Here is a 13,603-nt window from a genome sequence, read left to right as displayed (position 1 = left end):
GCCGCCTCATGTTGCGGCATGTCACGACAATTCTTCAAGCCGGATGAGCGTTCCCGCGATACGCCGCGGAGAGAAGCTACTTCGCCAGTTCCTGCGATCGCTTTGCCGCGGCGGCGACCGCCCGCGTCATCAAGTCTTTCATGCCCTGCGTGCCCATCAATATGTCGAGCGCCGCGGCGGTGGTGCCGCCGGGCGAGGTGACGTTCCGGCGCAATGTCGCGGCGTCGAGATCGGATCGATGCAGCAGTTCGCCTGATCCCGCCACGGTCTCGCGGGCCAGTTTTGCAGCGAGATCGGCGGGCAGGCCCGCGCTGACTCCTGCGCGCGCCAGCTCCTCGGCGAGCAGGAAGACGTAAGCGGGTCCGGATCCCGAGACGGCCGTGACGGCGTCCATCAGCGCTTCGTCATCGATCCATTCCACCGCCCCGGTCGCACGCAGCAGCGCATCGGCCATGGCGCGCTGCGTCTCGTTCACGCCTTTCGCGGCGACCGCCACGGTCATGCCGCGGCCGATCGCGGCCGGCGTATTGGGCATCGCGCGGACGATGTCGCCGCCGCAAACCGTATCGAGCCTGGCGATCGTCGTGCCCGCCATGATCGACACCACCAGGGTCGAGCGCCCGACCAGCGGCCGCAGCGCCGGGCCCGCATCGCCGAACGTCTGCGGCTTCACCGCGATCACCAGCGCCGCGGCGTCGCCGATGTCCTCCGCCTCGGGGTTCAGCCGGATACCGCGATCTGAGAGCGTCCGGATGTCGTCGGACGGATATGGCTCGATCACGACGACGCGTTTCGGATCCAGTCCGCGCGCGAGCCACCCTGTCAGCAACGCGCCGCCCATCTTGCCCGCGCCGGCGAGAACGACGGTGCCGGAGATGTTTGCGAGAGGAGTTCGTGATTCAACCATGGCAAGATTCCGGGCTCGGCGGATAGACACTACACGATCGCTGACATCCGCGTCATGGCCGGCCGGGTCAAGCCGGAAGGGCAATCGCGCGCGAGACTACGCCTCACCCGCGGTGTCAAACATCGCGGCGGTCATCGCTTCGGGCGCGGACTTTCCGGCCCAGACCACGAACTGCAGCGCCGGATAATAGCGCTCGCAAGCGTGGATCGCATTCGCCAGCATCTCCGCGCATTGTGCGCTCGACGCCGTCAGCCCTTCCGGCAGGATAAGCGCGTGGCGGTACATGATCGTCCCCGTATGGGTCCAGATATCGAAATGGCCGATCCACAATTGCTCATTGATCGCCGCGATCGCGCGCTGGGCCTCATTGCGCCGGGCGACCGGAATTTTCATGTCGAAGGCGCAGGCGAGATGCAGCGCGTCGATCTCGCCCATCCAGGTGAAGGTGAGCTGATAGTCGGTCCAGTCGCCCTTCGAGGCGATCGTGATCTCGTCTTCGCCGGAACGCTCGAACGCCCAATCGTTGGTGGCGGCGATGTCCTCGACCACCGCCAGCGGGTTGTTCCTGGAATCGATAGCGCCTTCGAGCAGCGGCATGCCGTCCCGATCCTTGCTTCTGCTTGTGTTGATACGCACGCATAGAACGGCCGGTGCTGGCACGCGGCGGCCATCGATCTTTCAGACGATCTATCGCAACGCGCTGATCGGATGAGGACGATGTCCTGCGCGGATCAAGTGATGTGATTTGCGGAATCGGCGCAACGCCGCTCGGAGTCCGTCCACAGGCAAAGCGGGCGTCGTCCACAACTGATCGAAAGAGGAAGACGGTTCGCGTCGTGAACAAACGGACCAGGACTCGCGTTGTGCGAGTCTTTCGGATGGGACTCGCTTGCCGCGAGTCCCGCATCGTTCGATGATCGACGCAAAGCTACCGTCGCCGGATGATTTCTGAATCCCTTGGCGGCAACTGAAGCCGGTATGCCACACAGCCACGTCCTTCGTTCTCGATGAATCACGAAAACGGTTTCCGCTTTGCGCTGGCGCGGCCTTCGGGTCGGGATCATGTTTTCATGTCGGCTTCGAAGTTTTCGCGACGTCACGCGGCCGACGGAGGTTTCGAAAATTCCGGCCCAATTCCTTGTTATTTCGCGGGTTTACGGCTAGAACGCCGCCACGTCTCACGGCCCCCGCACCCCTGGAGGCTTGCCGGCGACGTGTAACGGGCCGCGATTGCGGCCTTTAACTTTATGAAAAGCAAGGACTAATCGATGGCGACCGTCATGGAATTAAAGGCGACCGCGCGTCCGAAGAGCGGCAAGGGGGCCGCCCGGGCAGAGCGTCGCGCCGGCCGGGTACCGGCCGTGATTTACGGAAACAAGCAGCCCCCGCAGCCGATCTCGGTCGAAGAATCCGAACTGCGTCAGCGCATTCTGGCGGGCCGTTTTCTGACGACGATCTTCGACATCAATCTGGATGGCAAGAAGCACCGCGTGATTCCGCGCGACTTCTATCTCGATCCGGTCAAGGATTTTCCGATCCATGTCGACTTCATGCGGCTCGGCGAAGGCGCCACCATCCGCGTCAGCGTTCCGCTTCGCCTGCTGAAGGCGGATGTCGCGCCCGGCGTGAAGCGCGGCGGCACGGTCAATCTCGTGACCCACGCCATCGATGTCGAGTGCGCGGCTGAAGGCATTCCACAATTCATCGAGGCCGACGTCGGTGCGCTGGAAATCAGCCATTCGCTCCATCTGTCCGACCTTGAGTTGCCGCCCGGCGTGAAGCCGCTGGCTCGAGAAGACGTCACGCTGGTGACCATCGTGCCGCCGTCAGGCTATGCGGAGGAACTCAAGGCCGCTGCCGCCGCCGCGGCCGGCACTGCGGCTCCCGCCGCGGGTGCGGCTCCCGCTGCTGCGGCCGCCGGCGCGAAGGCGCCCGCGGGCGGTGGCGACAAGAAGAAGTAAGCGACAACCGATATCATGCGCCTGTTCGTCGGACTGGGAAATCCCGGCACGAAGTACCAGGGGAATCGGCACAATATCGGGTTCATGGTCGTGGACGAGATTGCGCGGCGTCACGGTTTCGCACCGTGGCGCCGCCGCTTTCAGGGCGAAGCGTCCGAAGGCACGCTCGATCGCGAGCGCGTCATCCTGCTCAAGCCGGCGACCTACATGAACAACTCCGGAAACGCGGTTCAGGACGCCGTACAGTTCTTCAAGCTGAAGGAAGGCGATGTCGTGGTGTTTCACGACGAGATCGAACTCCCGCCGGCCAAGGTTCGCGTCAAGGTCGGCGGCGGCATTGCCGGACACAACGGCCTGCGATCGATCTCGGCGCATATTGGCAACGACTATCGCCGTGTCCGGCTTGGCGTCGGTCACCCCGGCGTCAAGGAGCTGGTGCACGCGCATGTGCTGAACGACTTCGCCAGAAGCGAACGCTCCTGGGTCGAGGCGCTGGTGGATACCGTTGCGGAAAACGCGGCGCTGCTCGTTGCCGCCAAAGACTCGGCGTTTCAGAACAAGGTGCATCTGGCGATGCAGGCGAAGGGGTTTGCCGACAAGGGCGATGATAGCCAGGTCTAACGCTCTTTTTTGAGCTGAATCAAAGTGTAGCCACACCGTCATGGCCGGGCTTGTCCCAGCCATCCACGCCTTGGATGCACTCGGAAGAAGACGTGGATGCCCGGCACAAGGCCGGGCATAACGAGCGCTGATACTGAGGGTGCAATGGGTTTCAAATGCGGTATCGTCGGGTTGCCCAACGTCGGCAAGTCGACCCTCTTCAACGCGCTGACGGAGACGGCGGCGGCGCAGGCGGCGAACTATCCGTTCTGCACCATCGAGCCCAATGTCGGCGCCGTTGCGGTGCCGGATTCGCGTCTCGGCAGGCTCGCGGAGATCGCCAAGTCGGCGCAGATCATTCCGACGCAACTGACATTCGTTGACATCGCGGGGCTGGTGCGCGGCGCATCCAAGGGGGAGGGGCTCGGCAACCAGTTCCTTGCCAATATCCGCGAGGTCGATGCGGTCGCGCATGTGGTGCGCTGTTTCGAGGATTCCGATATCACCCACGTCGAGGGCAAGATCGCGCCGCTCGCGGACATCGAGACCATCGAGACCGAGCTGATGCTGGCCGATCTCGAAAGCCTTGAGAAGCGTGTCGATAACCTCTCGAAGAAGGCGAAGGGCAACGACAAGGAGGCCAGGGAGCAGCTTGATCTGGTCGAGCGCGCGCTCAAGCTGTTGCGCGACGGCCAGCCGACGCGCGGCATGGAGCGCAAGCCGGAAGAAGAGCGCAGCTTCCGCATGCTCGGTCTCCTGACCTCGAAGCCGGTGCTCTACGTCTGCAACGTGGAGGAAAGCTCGGCGGCGAACGGCAACGCTTTCTCGCAGACCGTGTTCGACCATGCGGCGAAGGAAGGCGCGGTCGCGGTCGTGATTTCCGCGAAGATCGAATCCGAGATCGCGACGCTGTCCCGCGACGAGCGCGCCGACTTCCTGGAGACGCTGGGGCTGGAAGAAGCGGGTCTCGACCGGCTGATCCGCGCCGGCTACCGGCTGCTCGATCTCATCACCTATTTCACGGTCGGGCCGAAGGAGGCGCGAGCCTGGACCATCACCCGCGGCACCAGGGCGCCTGCCGCGGCGGGTGTCATTCACACCGACTTCGAGAAGGGTTTCATTCGCGCCGAAACCATCGCTTATGCCGACTACGCGGCGCTCGGTGGCGAAGCCGGCGCGCGCGATGCCGGCAAGCTGCGGCTGGAGGGAAAGGAATACGTCGTCGCCGACGGCGACGTCATGCATTTCCGGTTCAATACCTAGAGCATGATCCCGAAAAGTGGGAACCGGTTTTCGGAAAAGATCATGCTCAAACAAAAGATAAGCGACGGGTATGATTCAACGGAATCGAGCCGGAGTCCGGAGCCCTTTTGCTTCTGATGGAATCAGAAGCAAGGCTCCATAATCCTCATTGACGCTTTTCCTTCATGCGGATTCCACTTCGCTCGAAAACGCCATAGACCATGATCCCGACCCGAAGGGCCGCGCCAGCGCAAAGTGGGAGCCGGTTTTCGGATAAGATCATGCTCGATCATAAATTAAGGATGTGAGCTAGAGCGTTTTCGAGCGAAGTGGATACCGGTTCGCGTGAAGAAAACGCGTCAAATCAAATTCATAGAGCCCGCTTTTGATTCTATCAGAAGCGGAAAGGCTCTATGGCCGCGGCGCGCCCTGATCGCGGATAGCGCCGAGATGTTCGTTGATACGAAACACGATCAGGATGGATTCGGCTGCGATCCGCGAGAACAGGATGCCGACGAGGACGCCGGCGACGTTCAGAAGGATCGTGATGAAGCCGCTGAAGGGGCTGACGGCCATCGAGGAGAGGCCCGCGAAGATGCCGGACAATCCGGACAGCACGATCAGCACGATGACCAGCCAATAGAACACCTTGATGATCGTGGGTGTGATGAAGCGATCCCACTGAAACAGATCCCGGACTTCAAACATCTTCCGTTCCCTTCGCGAGTCGCGTGGTCGTTCCGGCCGGCCTCGACCTAAAAGATGGTCGGGCGACTGAGTTGCGGCATGCTGATGTACGGCTTGAGATTGCTGCAAATAGCGGCCACAATCGGGCGTCCTTCAACAGGCCGCGCCATGACCCTGACATTTGAAGATTTTTCGCTCGGCCGTTTCGGCACTTTCGGGCCGCGGCATGTCAGCCGCGACGAGATCATCGCATTCGCATCCGAATTCGATCCGCAGCCCATGCATCTCGACGAGGCGGTGGCGAAGCACACCATGCTGCGCGGGCTGGCGGGTTCGGGCTGGCATCTGTGTTCGCTCATGATGCGCATGATGTTCGACGGCTATATCGGACGGACCGCCTCGCTCGGTTCTCCCGGCGTTGATGAAGTCCGCTGGCTGTTACCGCTGCGGCCGGGCGACGATCTGATGCTGGACGTCGATGTCGCCGCGGCGCGGGTGTCGCGCAGCCGTCCGGAAATGGGAATCGTGACCTTCGCGATGCGCATGCGCAACGCTTCCGGCCAGGTCTTGCTCGAAGCGGTGTCGCCGATCATGATCAGGCGCCGCGAGGGGTGGGCGGCGCAGAACTGAACTCATGGGCTATTTCGAGGACATGGAAGTCGGGCTGCGCCGCGATCTCGGTTCGTTTACCTTCACCGGCGAACGCATCAAGGCGTTCGCGTCGCAGTTCGACCCGCAGCCGTTTCATCTCGACGAGGAGGAAGGGCGCAAGTCACTGTTCGGCGGTCTGGCGGCTTCCGGCTGGCATGTCGCTTCGGTCTGGATGAAACTGATGGTCGCGGACAGCCGGCGGGAGGCGGCGGAAGCGGTCGCGCGCGGCGAAAAGCCGGGGATGTGGGGACCCTCGCCCGGATTTCGCGACATGCGCTGGCTGAAACCGGTGCTGGCGGGCGATACGGTCAGCTATGCCAGCGAAGTCGAGTCGCTGAGGGCTTCCCGCTCTCGTCCGGAATGGGGTGTCATGCAAGTGCGCAACACCGGTACGAACCAGCGCGGCGAACTGGTGTTTTCCTTCCTGGGGTCGGTTTTCGTGCCGCGCCGGCATCCTTCCCAGGATTGAGGTGTTGCCCGATTGCACGATCGGCTGATCGATCGATGTAGTCTGGGAAGATTCTACTCGAAAACGGGCTTCCTTTAAGGGATTATGAACCGCCGGAAGGTCTTGTCGAGTCCTCGGAGCCTTCATCCGTTTCAGATGGGGATCAGAAGCGGGGCTCCATGATTTTGATCTGACGGATTTTGATCTGACGCGTTTTCGTCATGCGAAACGGTATCCATTCCTCGGGTCAAAGCCGGGGACATGCTTCGCTGGAAAACGCTCTCTCGAAGATACTCTTTTGAAGATGTTCTCTCGAAGATGTTCATCTCGAAGATGTTCATCTCGAAGATGTTCATCTCGAAGATGTTTTATGAGGCAGGGGACGCTATGGCAGACCGCACCGGATTGAAGATCGTCGGCGTGCTGTTCGCGACGGTGATGCTGGCGGTTACGCTGGCAACCTGGACCGTGGTGAAGGGTTATGCCGACGGCGTCTATTCATTCGAGAGCGCCGCAGTCGCGCACGCCGCCTCTCGCTGATCTCGCCATAATGCGATCCGCTCAGCCGGTTTGGCCGAGTTTGGCCTCGAGCGCCGCGATGCGGGCCTTCAGCGCCTCATTATCCTCGCGCGCAAGCCGCGCCATCTCCTTCACCGCCTCGAACTCCTCGCGCTTGACCACGTCGAGATCGCTCAGGATTTTTTCCGCCTGATGGCGGACCACCGCGTCGACCTCGCGCTTGAATCCCTGGGCCACGCCGGCGGTATCGTTCATAAGCCGGCCGATCTCATCGAAAAACCGGTTGCTGGTCTGCGTCATCCTGCTGTCTCCGGCGGGCGGCAAGATCGCCGCGTCACCCGAAAGACAATGGCGATCCCGGCGCGCCAGTTCAAGCCCGCTTGATCTCTCCTGAACCATCGCAAGCCTTGAACCGCTATAAGTCTTGAACCGCTATAAGCCTTGCCGGGGCGGGATTTCCCTTGCAATCGTCACGGGACCGTTCGAGACCTGGATGTCCGCGGCGAGCGCGGGCATGACGCCCAAAGATACGCTTCTGATTCAATCAGAAGCGCATCTTTGGATGGTTGTTCTGACGCGTTTTCTTCATGCGATCAGGTCATCCACTTCGCTCAAAAACGCTATAGATCGAACGAATCCGATGTTTCTCCTCATCACCTATCCCGTCTTCGATCCCGTCGCCATTTCTCTCGGTCCGGTCGCGATCCGCTGGTATGCGCTGGCCTATATCGGCGGGATCATGCTCGGCTGGCTTTATGCGCGGGCCCTGCTCAGGAGCGAGAAACTGTGGGGCGGCCCGGCGCCGGTCTCGGTGGTGCAGCTCGACGATTTTATCCTGTGGGTGACGATCGCCATCATCGTCGGCGGTCGCGTCGGCTATGTGCTGTTCTACAATCCGGATTACTTCATCCGCCATCCCGCCCAGATCTTCCAGCTCTGGAACGGCGGCATGTCGTTTCACGGCGGTTTCATGGGCTGTGTGGCGGCGGTCATCCTGTTCTGCCGCAGGCATGGCCTGCCGATCCTGTCGCTCGGTGACGTCGCCACCGCGGTCGGGCCGATCGGCCTGTTTCTCGGCCGCATCGCCAATTTCATCAACAGCGAATTGTGGGGGCGTCCGGCTGACCCGAGCCTGCCCTGGGCCATGGTGTTTCCGAACGGCGGCCCGCTGCCGCGTCATCCGAGTCAGCTCTATGAGGCGGCGCTTGAGGGAATCCTGCTGTTCACGGTCCTCGCGCTGATGATCCGCCTCGGCGCGCTGAAGCGGCCGGGCCTGATTCTCGGCAGCTTCATCACGCTGTACGCGATGGCGCGGATCGTCTCCGAGTTCTTCCGCGAGCCGGATCCGCAGCTCGGATTTCTGTGGGGCGGATTGACCATGGGAATGCTATTGTCGATACCGATGCTTATCATCGGACTTGCCATTGTCTACGCCGCCTGGTCCCGCGGCTCGCGGGCGTCGGATGCGCAGGCGATCCCGAATCCGGGCGCTTCAACCAAGGTCGATCGTGACTGAACCTTCGCCGCTGCTGACCGACATCAAGAAGCTGATCAAGACCTCCGGTCCGCTGCCGGTCTGGCGCTATATGCAGCTTTGCCTGACCCATCCCGAGCATGGCTACTATATCGCGCGCGATCCACTGGGGCGCGAGGGGGATTTCGTCACCTCGCCCGAAGTCAGCCAGATGTTCGGCGAACTGCTCGGACTGTGGGCCGCGTCGGTGTGGCGCATGATGGGCTCTCCCGACCCGCTGCGGCTGATCGAGCTTGGCCCCGGCCGCGGCACCCTGATGGCGGACGCGCTGCGCGCGCTGCGGGTGCTGCCACCGATGTATGAGTCGCTCAGCGTCCACATGGTCGAAATCAATCCGGTGCTGGTGGAGAAACAGATGGCGGCGCTGTCCGACGCGCCGAACATCGAGTGGCACACGAGCCTGGATGAGGTTCCGCAAGGACCGGCGATCATTCTCGCCAACGAATATTTCGACGTGCTTCCGGTCCATCAGATGGTCAGGCGCGACGGCGGCTGGCACGAGCGCGTTGTCGACATCGACGGCAGCGGCCAGCTCGTGTTCGGCGTCAGCGCCGAGCCGACGCCGCGCTTCGACGCGCTGCTGCCGCCCCTGGTGCGCGCGGCGCCGGTCGGGGCGATTTTCGAGTGGCGTCCGGATGCCGAGATGATGTCCATCGCAACCCGCGTCCGCGATAACGGCGGCGCGGCGCTGATCATCGATTACGGCCATGTGCGCAGCGACGCCGGCGACACCTTTCAGGCCATCTCAAGACACAGCTTTGCCGATCCGCTGAAATATCCCGGCCGCGTGGATGTAACGGCCCATGTGGATTTCGATGCGCTCGCCCGCGCCGCCGAGGATGTCGGCGCGCGCGTGCATGGGCCGGTGCCGCAGGGCGAGTTTCTGCGCCGGCTTGGCATCGAGGCTCGCGCCGTCAACCTGATGGCGAAGGCAACGCCTGAACTATCCGATGACATCGCGACGGCGCTGAAGCGCCTGACGGAAGGCGGACGCGGCGGCATGGGGTCGATGTTCAAGGTGATCGGCGTGTCCGATCCCAGCCTCACCGTGTTGGTGGGACTGAGCGATCAGGCGCTTGGTGGGATCAGGACGCCATGACGCTGGCGTCCACCCTGCTTTCGACGGTTTCCGGGCTCCGGCACGCCTTTTTCACCCGGGAGGGCGGCGTTTCGCAAGGCATCTATGCAAGCCTGAATGCCGGCATCGGCTCGCAGGACGATCCGGCCCATGTCGCCGAGAACCGGCGGCGCATGGCCGAGGTGATGGAGGTTGAGCCGGCGAGCTTCCTGTCGCTCTACCAGGTCCACTCGCCCGACGCCGTGGTGGCCGACCGGGCCTGGGACGTCGCATCGCGGCCGCGCGCGGACGCCATCGTGACGCGAACGCCGGGGCTTGCGATCGGCGTGACCGCGGCCGACTGCGGGCCGGTGCTGTTCGCCGATCCGCACGCCCGGGTCATCGGTGCGGCGCACGCCGGCTGGAAGGGCGCGCTGACGGGCGTGCTGGAACAGACCATCGATGCGATGGAATCTCTCGGCGGCCGTCGCGGTGACATCGCCGCCGCGATCGGACCTCTGATCCGCCAGCAAAGCTACGAGGTCGGCGCTGACTTCGTGACCCGTTTCACGGAAGCTGATCCGGGCCATGCGCGGTTCTTCATTCCGTCAAAGCAGGACGGTCATGCGATGTTCGACCTTGGCGGCTTCATCCGGATGCGGCTTGAACGCGCCGGCGTAAGGACGATCGACGACACCGGCCTTGATACCTATTCCAGCGAGCGCTTCTTCAGCTACCGCCGCTCGGTGCATCGCAGGGAGCCGGATTTCGGCCGCCATGTCCACGCGATCGTGCTGGAGGCCGGGTAGGACAGGGTTTTTTTCGCCGGCCTTCCGATTCCGCGCGATCCGCGCCGGATTCCGCCAGCGGCGTATTGCCAGACTTGGCTACTCCTTGATACACCGCCTCCGTCGGAATCGGAGAGGTTCTCCTGGAGACGGGATGTTGAACGTTGTATCCACCACATCGCGGGGAGACGCGTCGATGTCCGCCAAGAACGGCGCCGTCAAGCTGGTCGCCGGCAACTCCAATCCGGTGCTGGCGCGGGAAATCGGCAGATGGCTCGGGCTTGAACTCACGAAAGCCAGCGTCCGTCGCTTCGCCGACAACGAGATCTTCGTCGAAGTTCTGGAGAATGTGCGCGGCTCGGACGTCTACGTGATCCAGTCGACCTCGTATCCGACCAACGATCATCTGATGGAGCTTTTGATCATCACGGACGCGTTGCGCCGCGCCTCGGCGCGCCGGATTACCGCGGTGATCCCCTATTTCGGCTATGCGCGGCAGGATCGAAAGGTCGGTTCGCGCTCACCGATCTCGGCCAAGCTGGTGGCCAACCTGATCACGCGCGCCGGAACGGATCGGGTGCTGACGCTCGATCTGCATGCGGGACAGATTCAAGGCTTTTTCGATATTCCGACCGATAACCTCTATGCGTCTCCGGTGATGGTCCGCGACATCAAGGATCGGTTCGAACTCGGCAACCTGATGGTGGTGTCCCCCGACGTCGGCGGCGTGGTCCGCGCGCGCGGCCTTGCCAAGCGCATCAGCGCGCCGCTGGCGATCATCGACAAGCGCCGCGAGCGCGCCGGCGAGTCCGAAGTCATGAACGTGATCGGCGACGTCGCGGGCTATACCTGCATTCTGATCGACGACATCGTCGATTCCGGCGGCACGCTGGTCAACGCCGCCGACGCGCTGCTCGCCAACGGCGCCCGCGAGGTCTATGCCTACATCACCCATGGCGTACTGTCCGGCGGCGCCGCCGCGCGCATCGCCGGCTCGAAACTCAAAGAGCTGGTCATTACCGACTCGATCCAGCCGACCGACGCCGTCAACAAGACCGCCAACATCCGCCTGCTGTCGATCGCCGGCTTGATCGGCGAAGCGATCAATCGCACTGCCGCCGAACAATCGGTGTCGAGCCTGTTCGACTGAACGGAAAACCCGGAACGGGGATGAAGCGGATATTAGAGCGGCGGCCGGTCAAATGGAATCAGCGCCGCCGCTCCAGTTAATTGATTGAGCATCGGATTTATCCCGAAACCGGTTCCCACTTTCGGGTCCGATGCTCTAAAGCCTGAACCAGACTAAAATCTGAACCAGACGAGGTCTGGATCAAACTTTAATGTCCCTGCCACGGACTCCTGATCGGGCCGCCGCTACTCGTTGCGCAGGTTTTCCGCCGTGCGTTTCCATTGCGCGACGTTGTCCGCGATGATCCGGGTCGACTTCATCGCGGCCTGGCTCAACTGGGCATAGCCCGAGATTTCGCGCTGAACCCTTTGTCCTTCCGCATGGAGCAGGTCGCGGAGACTCTCAAGCTCGGTGACGAGGTTCTCGATCTCGGCGAGCGAAGTTCCGGCGACACGCTGGATCAGCGAGTTGACGTTGTTGACCGTCGCTTCCGTGCTCGGCTCCAGCTTGGTGTCGGCGTTCGGAGCCCCGGGGGCGCTCGGAGCACCGGGGGCGGCGGGCGCGGCGCTTGCGGCACCGGCGGCGGGCCGGCGCAGATAGGCGATATCGTTGCGCACGAAATCGCGAATACCCGCTTCCACCTCCGAGACGGCGGCGAGGTTCGAGTCGGTTTCGGGCGCGCTTGTTTCGGCTTTCTCAGATGGAGTGGCGTTCATCGGCTTGTTCCCTGTTTCGCGTTGAGCGAGCGCGGAAGTCCCCCGCACGACGAGTTTATACTAGAGCATTTTCGCTTCTGTTTGAATCGGAAGCGAAGCCTTGGATTATTGTTTGACGCGTTTTCTTCTTACCAACCGGCCCGGCGCGTATTCTGATCGCAAAACCGGTATCCACTTTTGCGGAATACGCGCCAGAGGGCCGCTATCAGGACTGTCGATTTTGACGACATCGGGGCCGATCTGCGGCGGGCAGCGTTGAATCGCTGAAATCAGCCCCGTCTGGCGAGGTCACCACTTGCGCTTGAACGCTGCGGTCAGGCTCGCGCTCAGCGGTCCTTGCGGCGTTTCACTGACCGCGCCGGTGATGCTGAGGCCGTCGGACAGCTTTTGCTCAGCGCCTATTCTGCGAATCCATTTATTATCGGTCGATGAAAGCGACTGCCCCGCGATCACGCTGGTGCCGGTGTCGGTGAGGTTCAGCCTGGCCGATTGGTCGGTATTGTAATGTCGCGTTCCCTTGATGCCGGGGACCGACAGCGCGTCCTGTTGAATGATGTTGTAGCCGTTTCGAAGGGTCAGCGCGTAACGGCCATCGCTGAGAGGCAGCGACTTGCTGAGCGAGGTATCGAGCATGGTTTGGTTACGGGCGGGATCGATCCGTCCTTCAAGCGCGGTCTTGTCCCAGATCCGCCCCAGGCCGGGCGCGTTGACGGCCGCCCATGCCTGGCCCGAGGACTGTGATGGGGGAGTATTGGTTGCAAATCTGCCCGCCGCCTGTTCCGACGCCGTCAGCGGCGATGGTTGACGGATGACGGTCAGGTCGGTTCCGACCTGTGTGTCCCAGAGCGATGAAACCGAACGTTTCGCGGTGAGGGCGGCGGAACCGTCCGCCTGATCATGTGAGGTCCAGGCCAGACCTGCGCCGGATGCAGCCTGGGTCGGACGCTGCGAACGAAGGACTTGCGGCGGCATGTCCTCCGTCAGGGTGAAGCCATCGACATCGAGCTGGCTCCAGTCGATGTCGGAATCGCCGGGCTGCTCGCCAGGGGAGGCGACCTGCTCCCCCTGATTGTCCCGAATGTCAGGTGCTTCCGATCGCGCCGGCAATGTTCCGGTCGTCCAGCCGGCGGCAGCCAGCAGAAGCAGCAAACCCGCACATCGCATTATTGAAGCCATGGTTCCGCCAGCCCGCCGATTCCGAGGATGCACAATGCCGCCGCGTTCGTTCGAAATTATGGCGCGCGGGGATGCGCGCGGCGGCGGGAAGCCTTTTACGATTACTATGGTAAATCCTGCCGCGGCCGCGCGGTGACGCCGGTCTCTATCGATGCGGAAGCCGCGGGATATGCCCAGGCATGCCGCGA

The 13,603-nt window shown here is 62.7% G+C and carries 16 protein-coding genes; 10 read left to right on the top strand and 6 right to left on the bottom strand.

All coding sequences use genetic code 11. The features are described 5' to 3' along the window. Positions 1–76: 76 nt before the first annotated feature. On the bottom strand, positions 77–907 hold the full coding sequence (gene proC / locus ACMYR2_RS14910) for a pyrroline-5-carboxylate reductase (protein ID WP_347263889.1): 831 nt from the start codon (positions 905–907) through the stop codon (positions 77–79). Positions 908–1,003: 96 nt separating this feature from the next. Continuing rightward, a complete protein-coding gene (locus ACMYR2_RS14905) occupies positions 1,004–1,504 on the bottom strand; it encodes a YbjN domain-containing protein (RefSeq protein WP_347263888.1) in 501 nt (166 codons plus the stop codon). Between the two features lie 671 nt (positions 1,505–2,175). On the opposite strand from ACMYR2_RS14905, the gene ACMYR2_RS14900 reads away from it, so the two are divergent. The 3 genes from ACMYR2_RS14900 (at position 2,176) to ychF (ending at position 4,731) form a co-directional block, all read left to right on the top strand. Then, the gene (locus ACMYR2_RS14900; RefSeq protein WP_347263887.1) at positions 2,176–2,868 is read left to right on the top strand and encodes a 50S ribosomal protein L25/general stress protein Ctc; all 693 of its coding nucleotides are present in this window, start codon (positions 2,176–2,178) and stop codon (positions 2,866–2,868) included. 15 nt (positions 2,869–2,883) lie between these two features. After that, positions 2,884–3,489: an aminoacyl-tRNA hydrolase gene (gene pth / locus ACMYR2_RS14895; RefSeq protein ID WP_347263886.1), complete on the top strand. Its 606-nt coding sequence runs from the start codon at positions 2,884–2,886 to the stop codon at positions 3,487–3,489. 144 nt (positions 3,490–3,633) lie between these two features. Beyond that, complete coding sequence (gene ychF, locus ACMYR2_RS14890; protein WP_347263885.1) at positions 3,634–4,731, top strand: redox-regulated ATPase YchF; 1,098 nt, start codon at positions 3,634–3,636, stop codon at positions 4,729–4,731. A gap of 390 nt (positions 4,732–5,121) precedes the next feature. Here ychF and ACMYR2_RS14885 read toward each other — a convergent pair whose 3' ends face one another. Continuing rightward, positions 5,122–5,418 (bottom strand): DUF4282 domain-containing protein, encoded by a 297-nt coding sequence (locus ACMYR2_RS14885; RefSeq protein ID WP_347263884.1) that lies wholly within the window; start codon positions 5,416–5,418, stop codon positions 5,122–5,124. A gap of 147 nt (positions 5,419–5,565) precedes the next feature. Between ACMYR2_RS14885 and ACMYR2_RS14880 the strand changes: the two genes are divergently transcribed. From ACMYR2_RS14880 to ACMYR2_RS14870, 3 genes are all read left to right on the top strand, one after another. Further along, positions 5,566–6,027 carry a MaoC family dehydratase gene (locus ACMYR2_RS14880; protein WP_416193235.1) on the top strand — a complete coding sequence of 154 codons (462 nt, stop codon included), beginning with the start codon at positions 5,566–5,568 and terminating at the stop codon, positions 6,025–6,027. A gap of 4 nt (positions 6,028–6,031) precedes the next feature. Next, on the top strand, positions 6,032–6,517 hold the full coding sequence (locus tag ACMYR2_RS14875; protein WP_347265283.1) for a MaoC family dehydratase: 486 nt from the start codon (positions 6,032–6,034) through the stop codon (positions 6,515–6,517). Between the two features lie 366 nt (positions 6,518–6,883). Further along, positions 6,884–7,036, top strand: a complete 153-nt coding sequence (locus tag ACMYR2_RS14870; protein ID WP_347265282.1) for a hypothetical protein — start codon at positions 6,884–6,886, stop codon at positions 7,034–7,036. Between the two features lie 21 nt (positions 7,037–7,057). Here ACMYR2_RS14870 and ACMYR2_RS14865 read toward each other — a convergent pair whose 3' ends face one another. Continuing rightward, complete coding sequence (locus ACMYR2_RS14865) at positions 7,058–7,315, bottom strand: accessory factor UbiK family protein (RefSeq protein ID WP_011315709.1); 258 nt, start codon at positions 7,313–7,315, stop codon at positions 7,058–7,060. Positions 7,316–7,655: 340 nt separating this feature from the next. Between ACMYR2_RS14865 and lgt the strand changes: the two genes are divergently transcribed. From lgt to ACMYR2_RS14845, 4 genes are all read left to right on the top strand, one after another. Then, complete coding sequence (gene lgt / locus ACMYR2_RS14860) at positions 7,656–8,531, top strand: prolipoprotein diacylglyceryl transferase (RefSeq protein ID WP_347265281.1); 876 nt, start codon at positions 7,656–7,658, stop codon at positions 8,529–8,531. Continuing rightward, entirely contained in the window at positions 8,524–9,648 is a 1,125-nt protein-coding gene (locus ACMYR2_RS14855; protein WP_347265280.1) for a class I SAM-dependent methyltransferase, read from the top strand. The genes lgt and ACMYR2_RS14855 overlap by 8 nt, the downstream gene beginning before the upstream one ends. Beyond that, complete coding sequence (gene pgeF / locus ACMYR2_RS14850) at positions 9,645–10,415, top strand: peptidoglycan editing factor PgeF (RefSeq protein WP_347265279.1); 771 nt, start codon at positions 9,645–9,647, stop codon at positions 10,413–10,415. Before ACMYR2_RS14855 ends, pgeF begins: the two co-directional genes overlap by 4 nt. 175 nt (positions 10,416–10,590) lie before the next feature. Then, the gene (locus tag ACMYR2_RS14845; RefSeq protein WP_416193234.1) at positions 10,591–11,544 is read left to right on the top strand and encodes a ribose-phosphate pyrophosphokinase; all 954 of its coding nucleotides are present in this window, start codon (positions 10,591–10,593) and stop codon (positions 11,542–11,544) included. 224 nt (positions 11,545–11,768) lie between these two features. Here the strand turns inward: ACMYR2_RS14845 and ACMYR2_RS14840 are convergent, their stop codons facing one another. Together ACMYR2_RS14840 and ACMYR2_RS14835 are read right to left on the bottom strand one after the other, a co-directional pair. Further along, positions 11,769–12,239 carry a hypothetical protein gene (locus ACMYR2_RS14840; protein ID WP_347265135.1) on the bottom strand — a complete coding sequence of 157 codons (471 nt, stop codon included), beginning with the start codon at positions 12,237–12,239 and terminating at the stop codon, positions 11,769–11,771. Between the two features lie 288 nt (positions 12,240–12,527). Further along, positions 12,528–13,415, bottom strand: a complete 888-nt coding sequence (locus ACMYR2_RS14835; RefSeq protein WP_347265136.1) for a hypothetical protein — start codon at positions 13,413–13,415, stop codon at positions 12,528–12,530. Positions 13,416–13,603 lie beyond the last annotated feature (188 nt).

This window comes from Nitrobacter sp. TKz-YC01 (assembly GCF_047824785.1).
GTDB lineage: Bacteria > Pseudomonadota > Alphaproteobacteria > Rhizobiales > Xanthobacteraceae > Nitrobacter.
The sequence above is the reverse complement of the archived record's forward strand: the minus strand, read 5'-3'. Positions and strand labels throughout refer to the sequence as shown.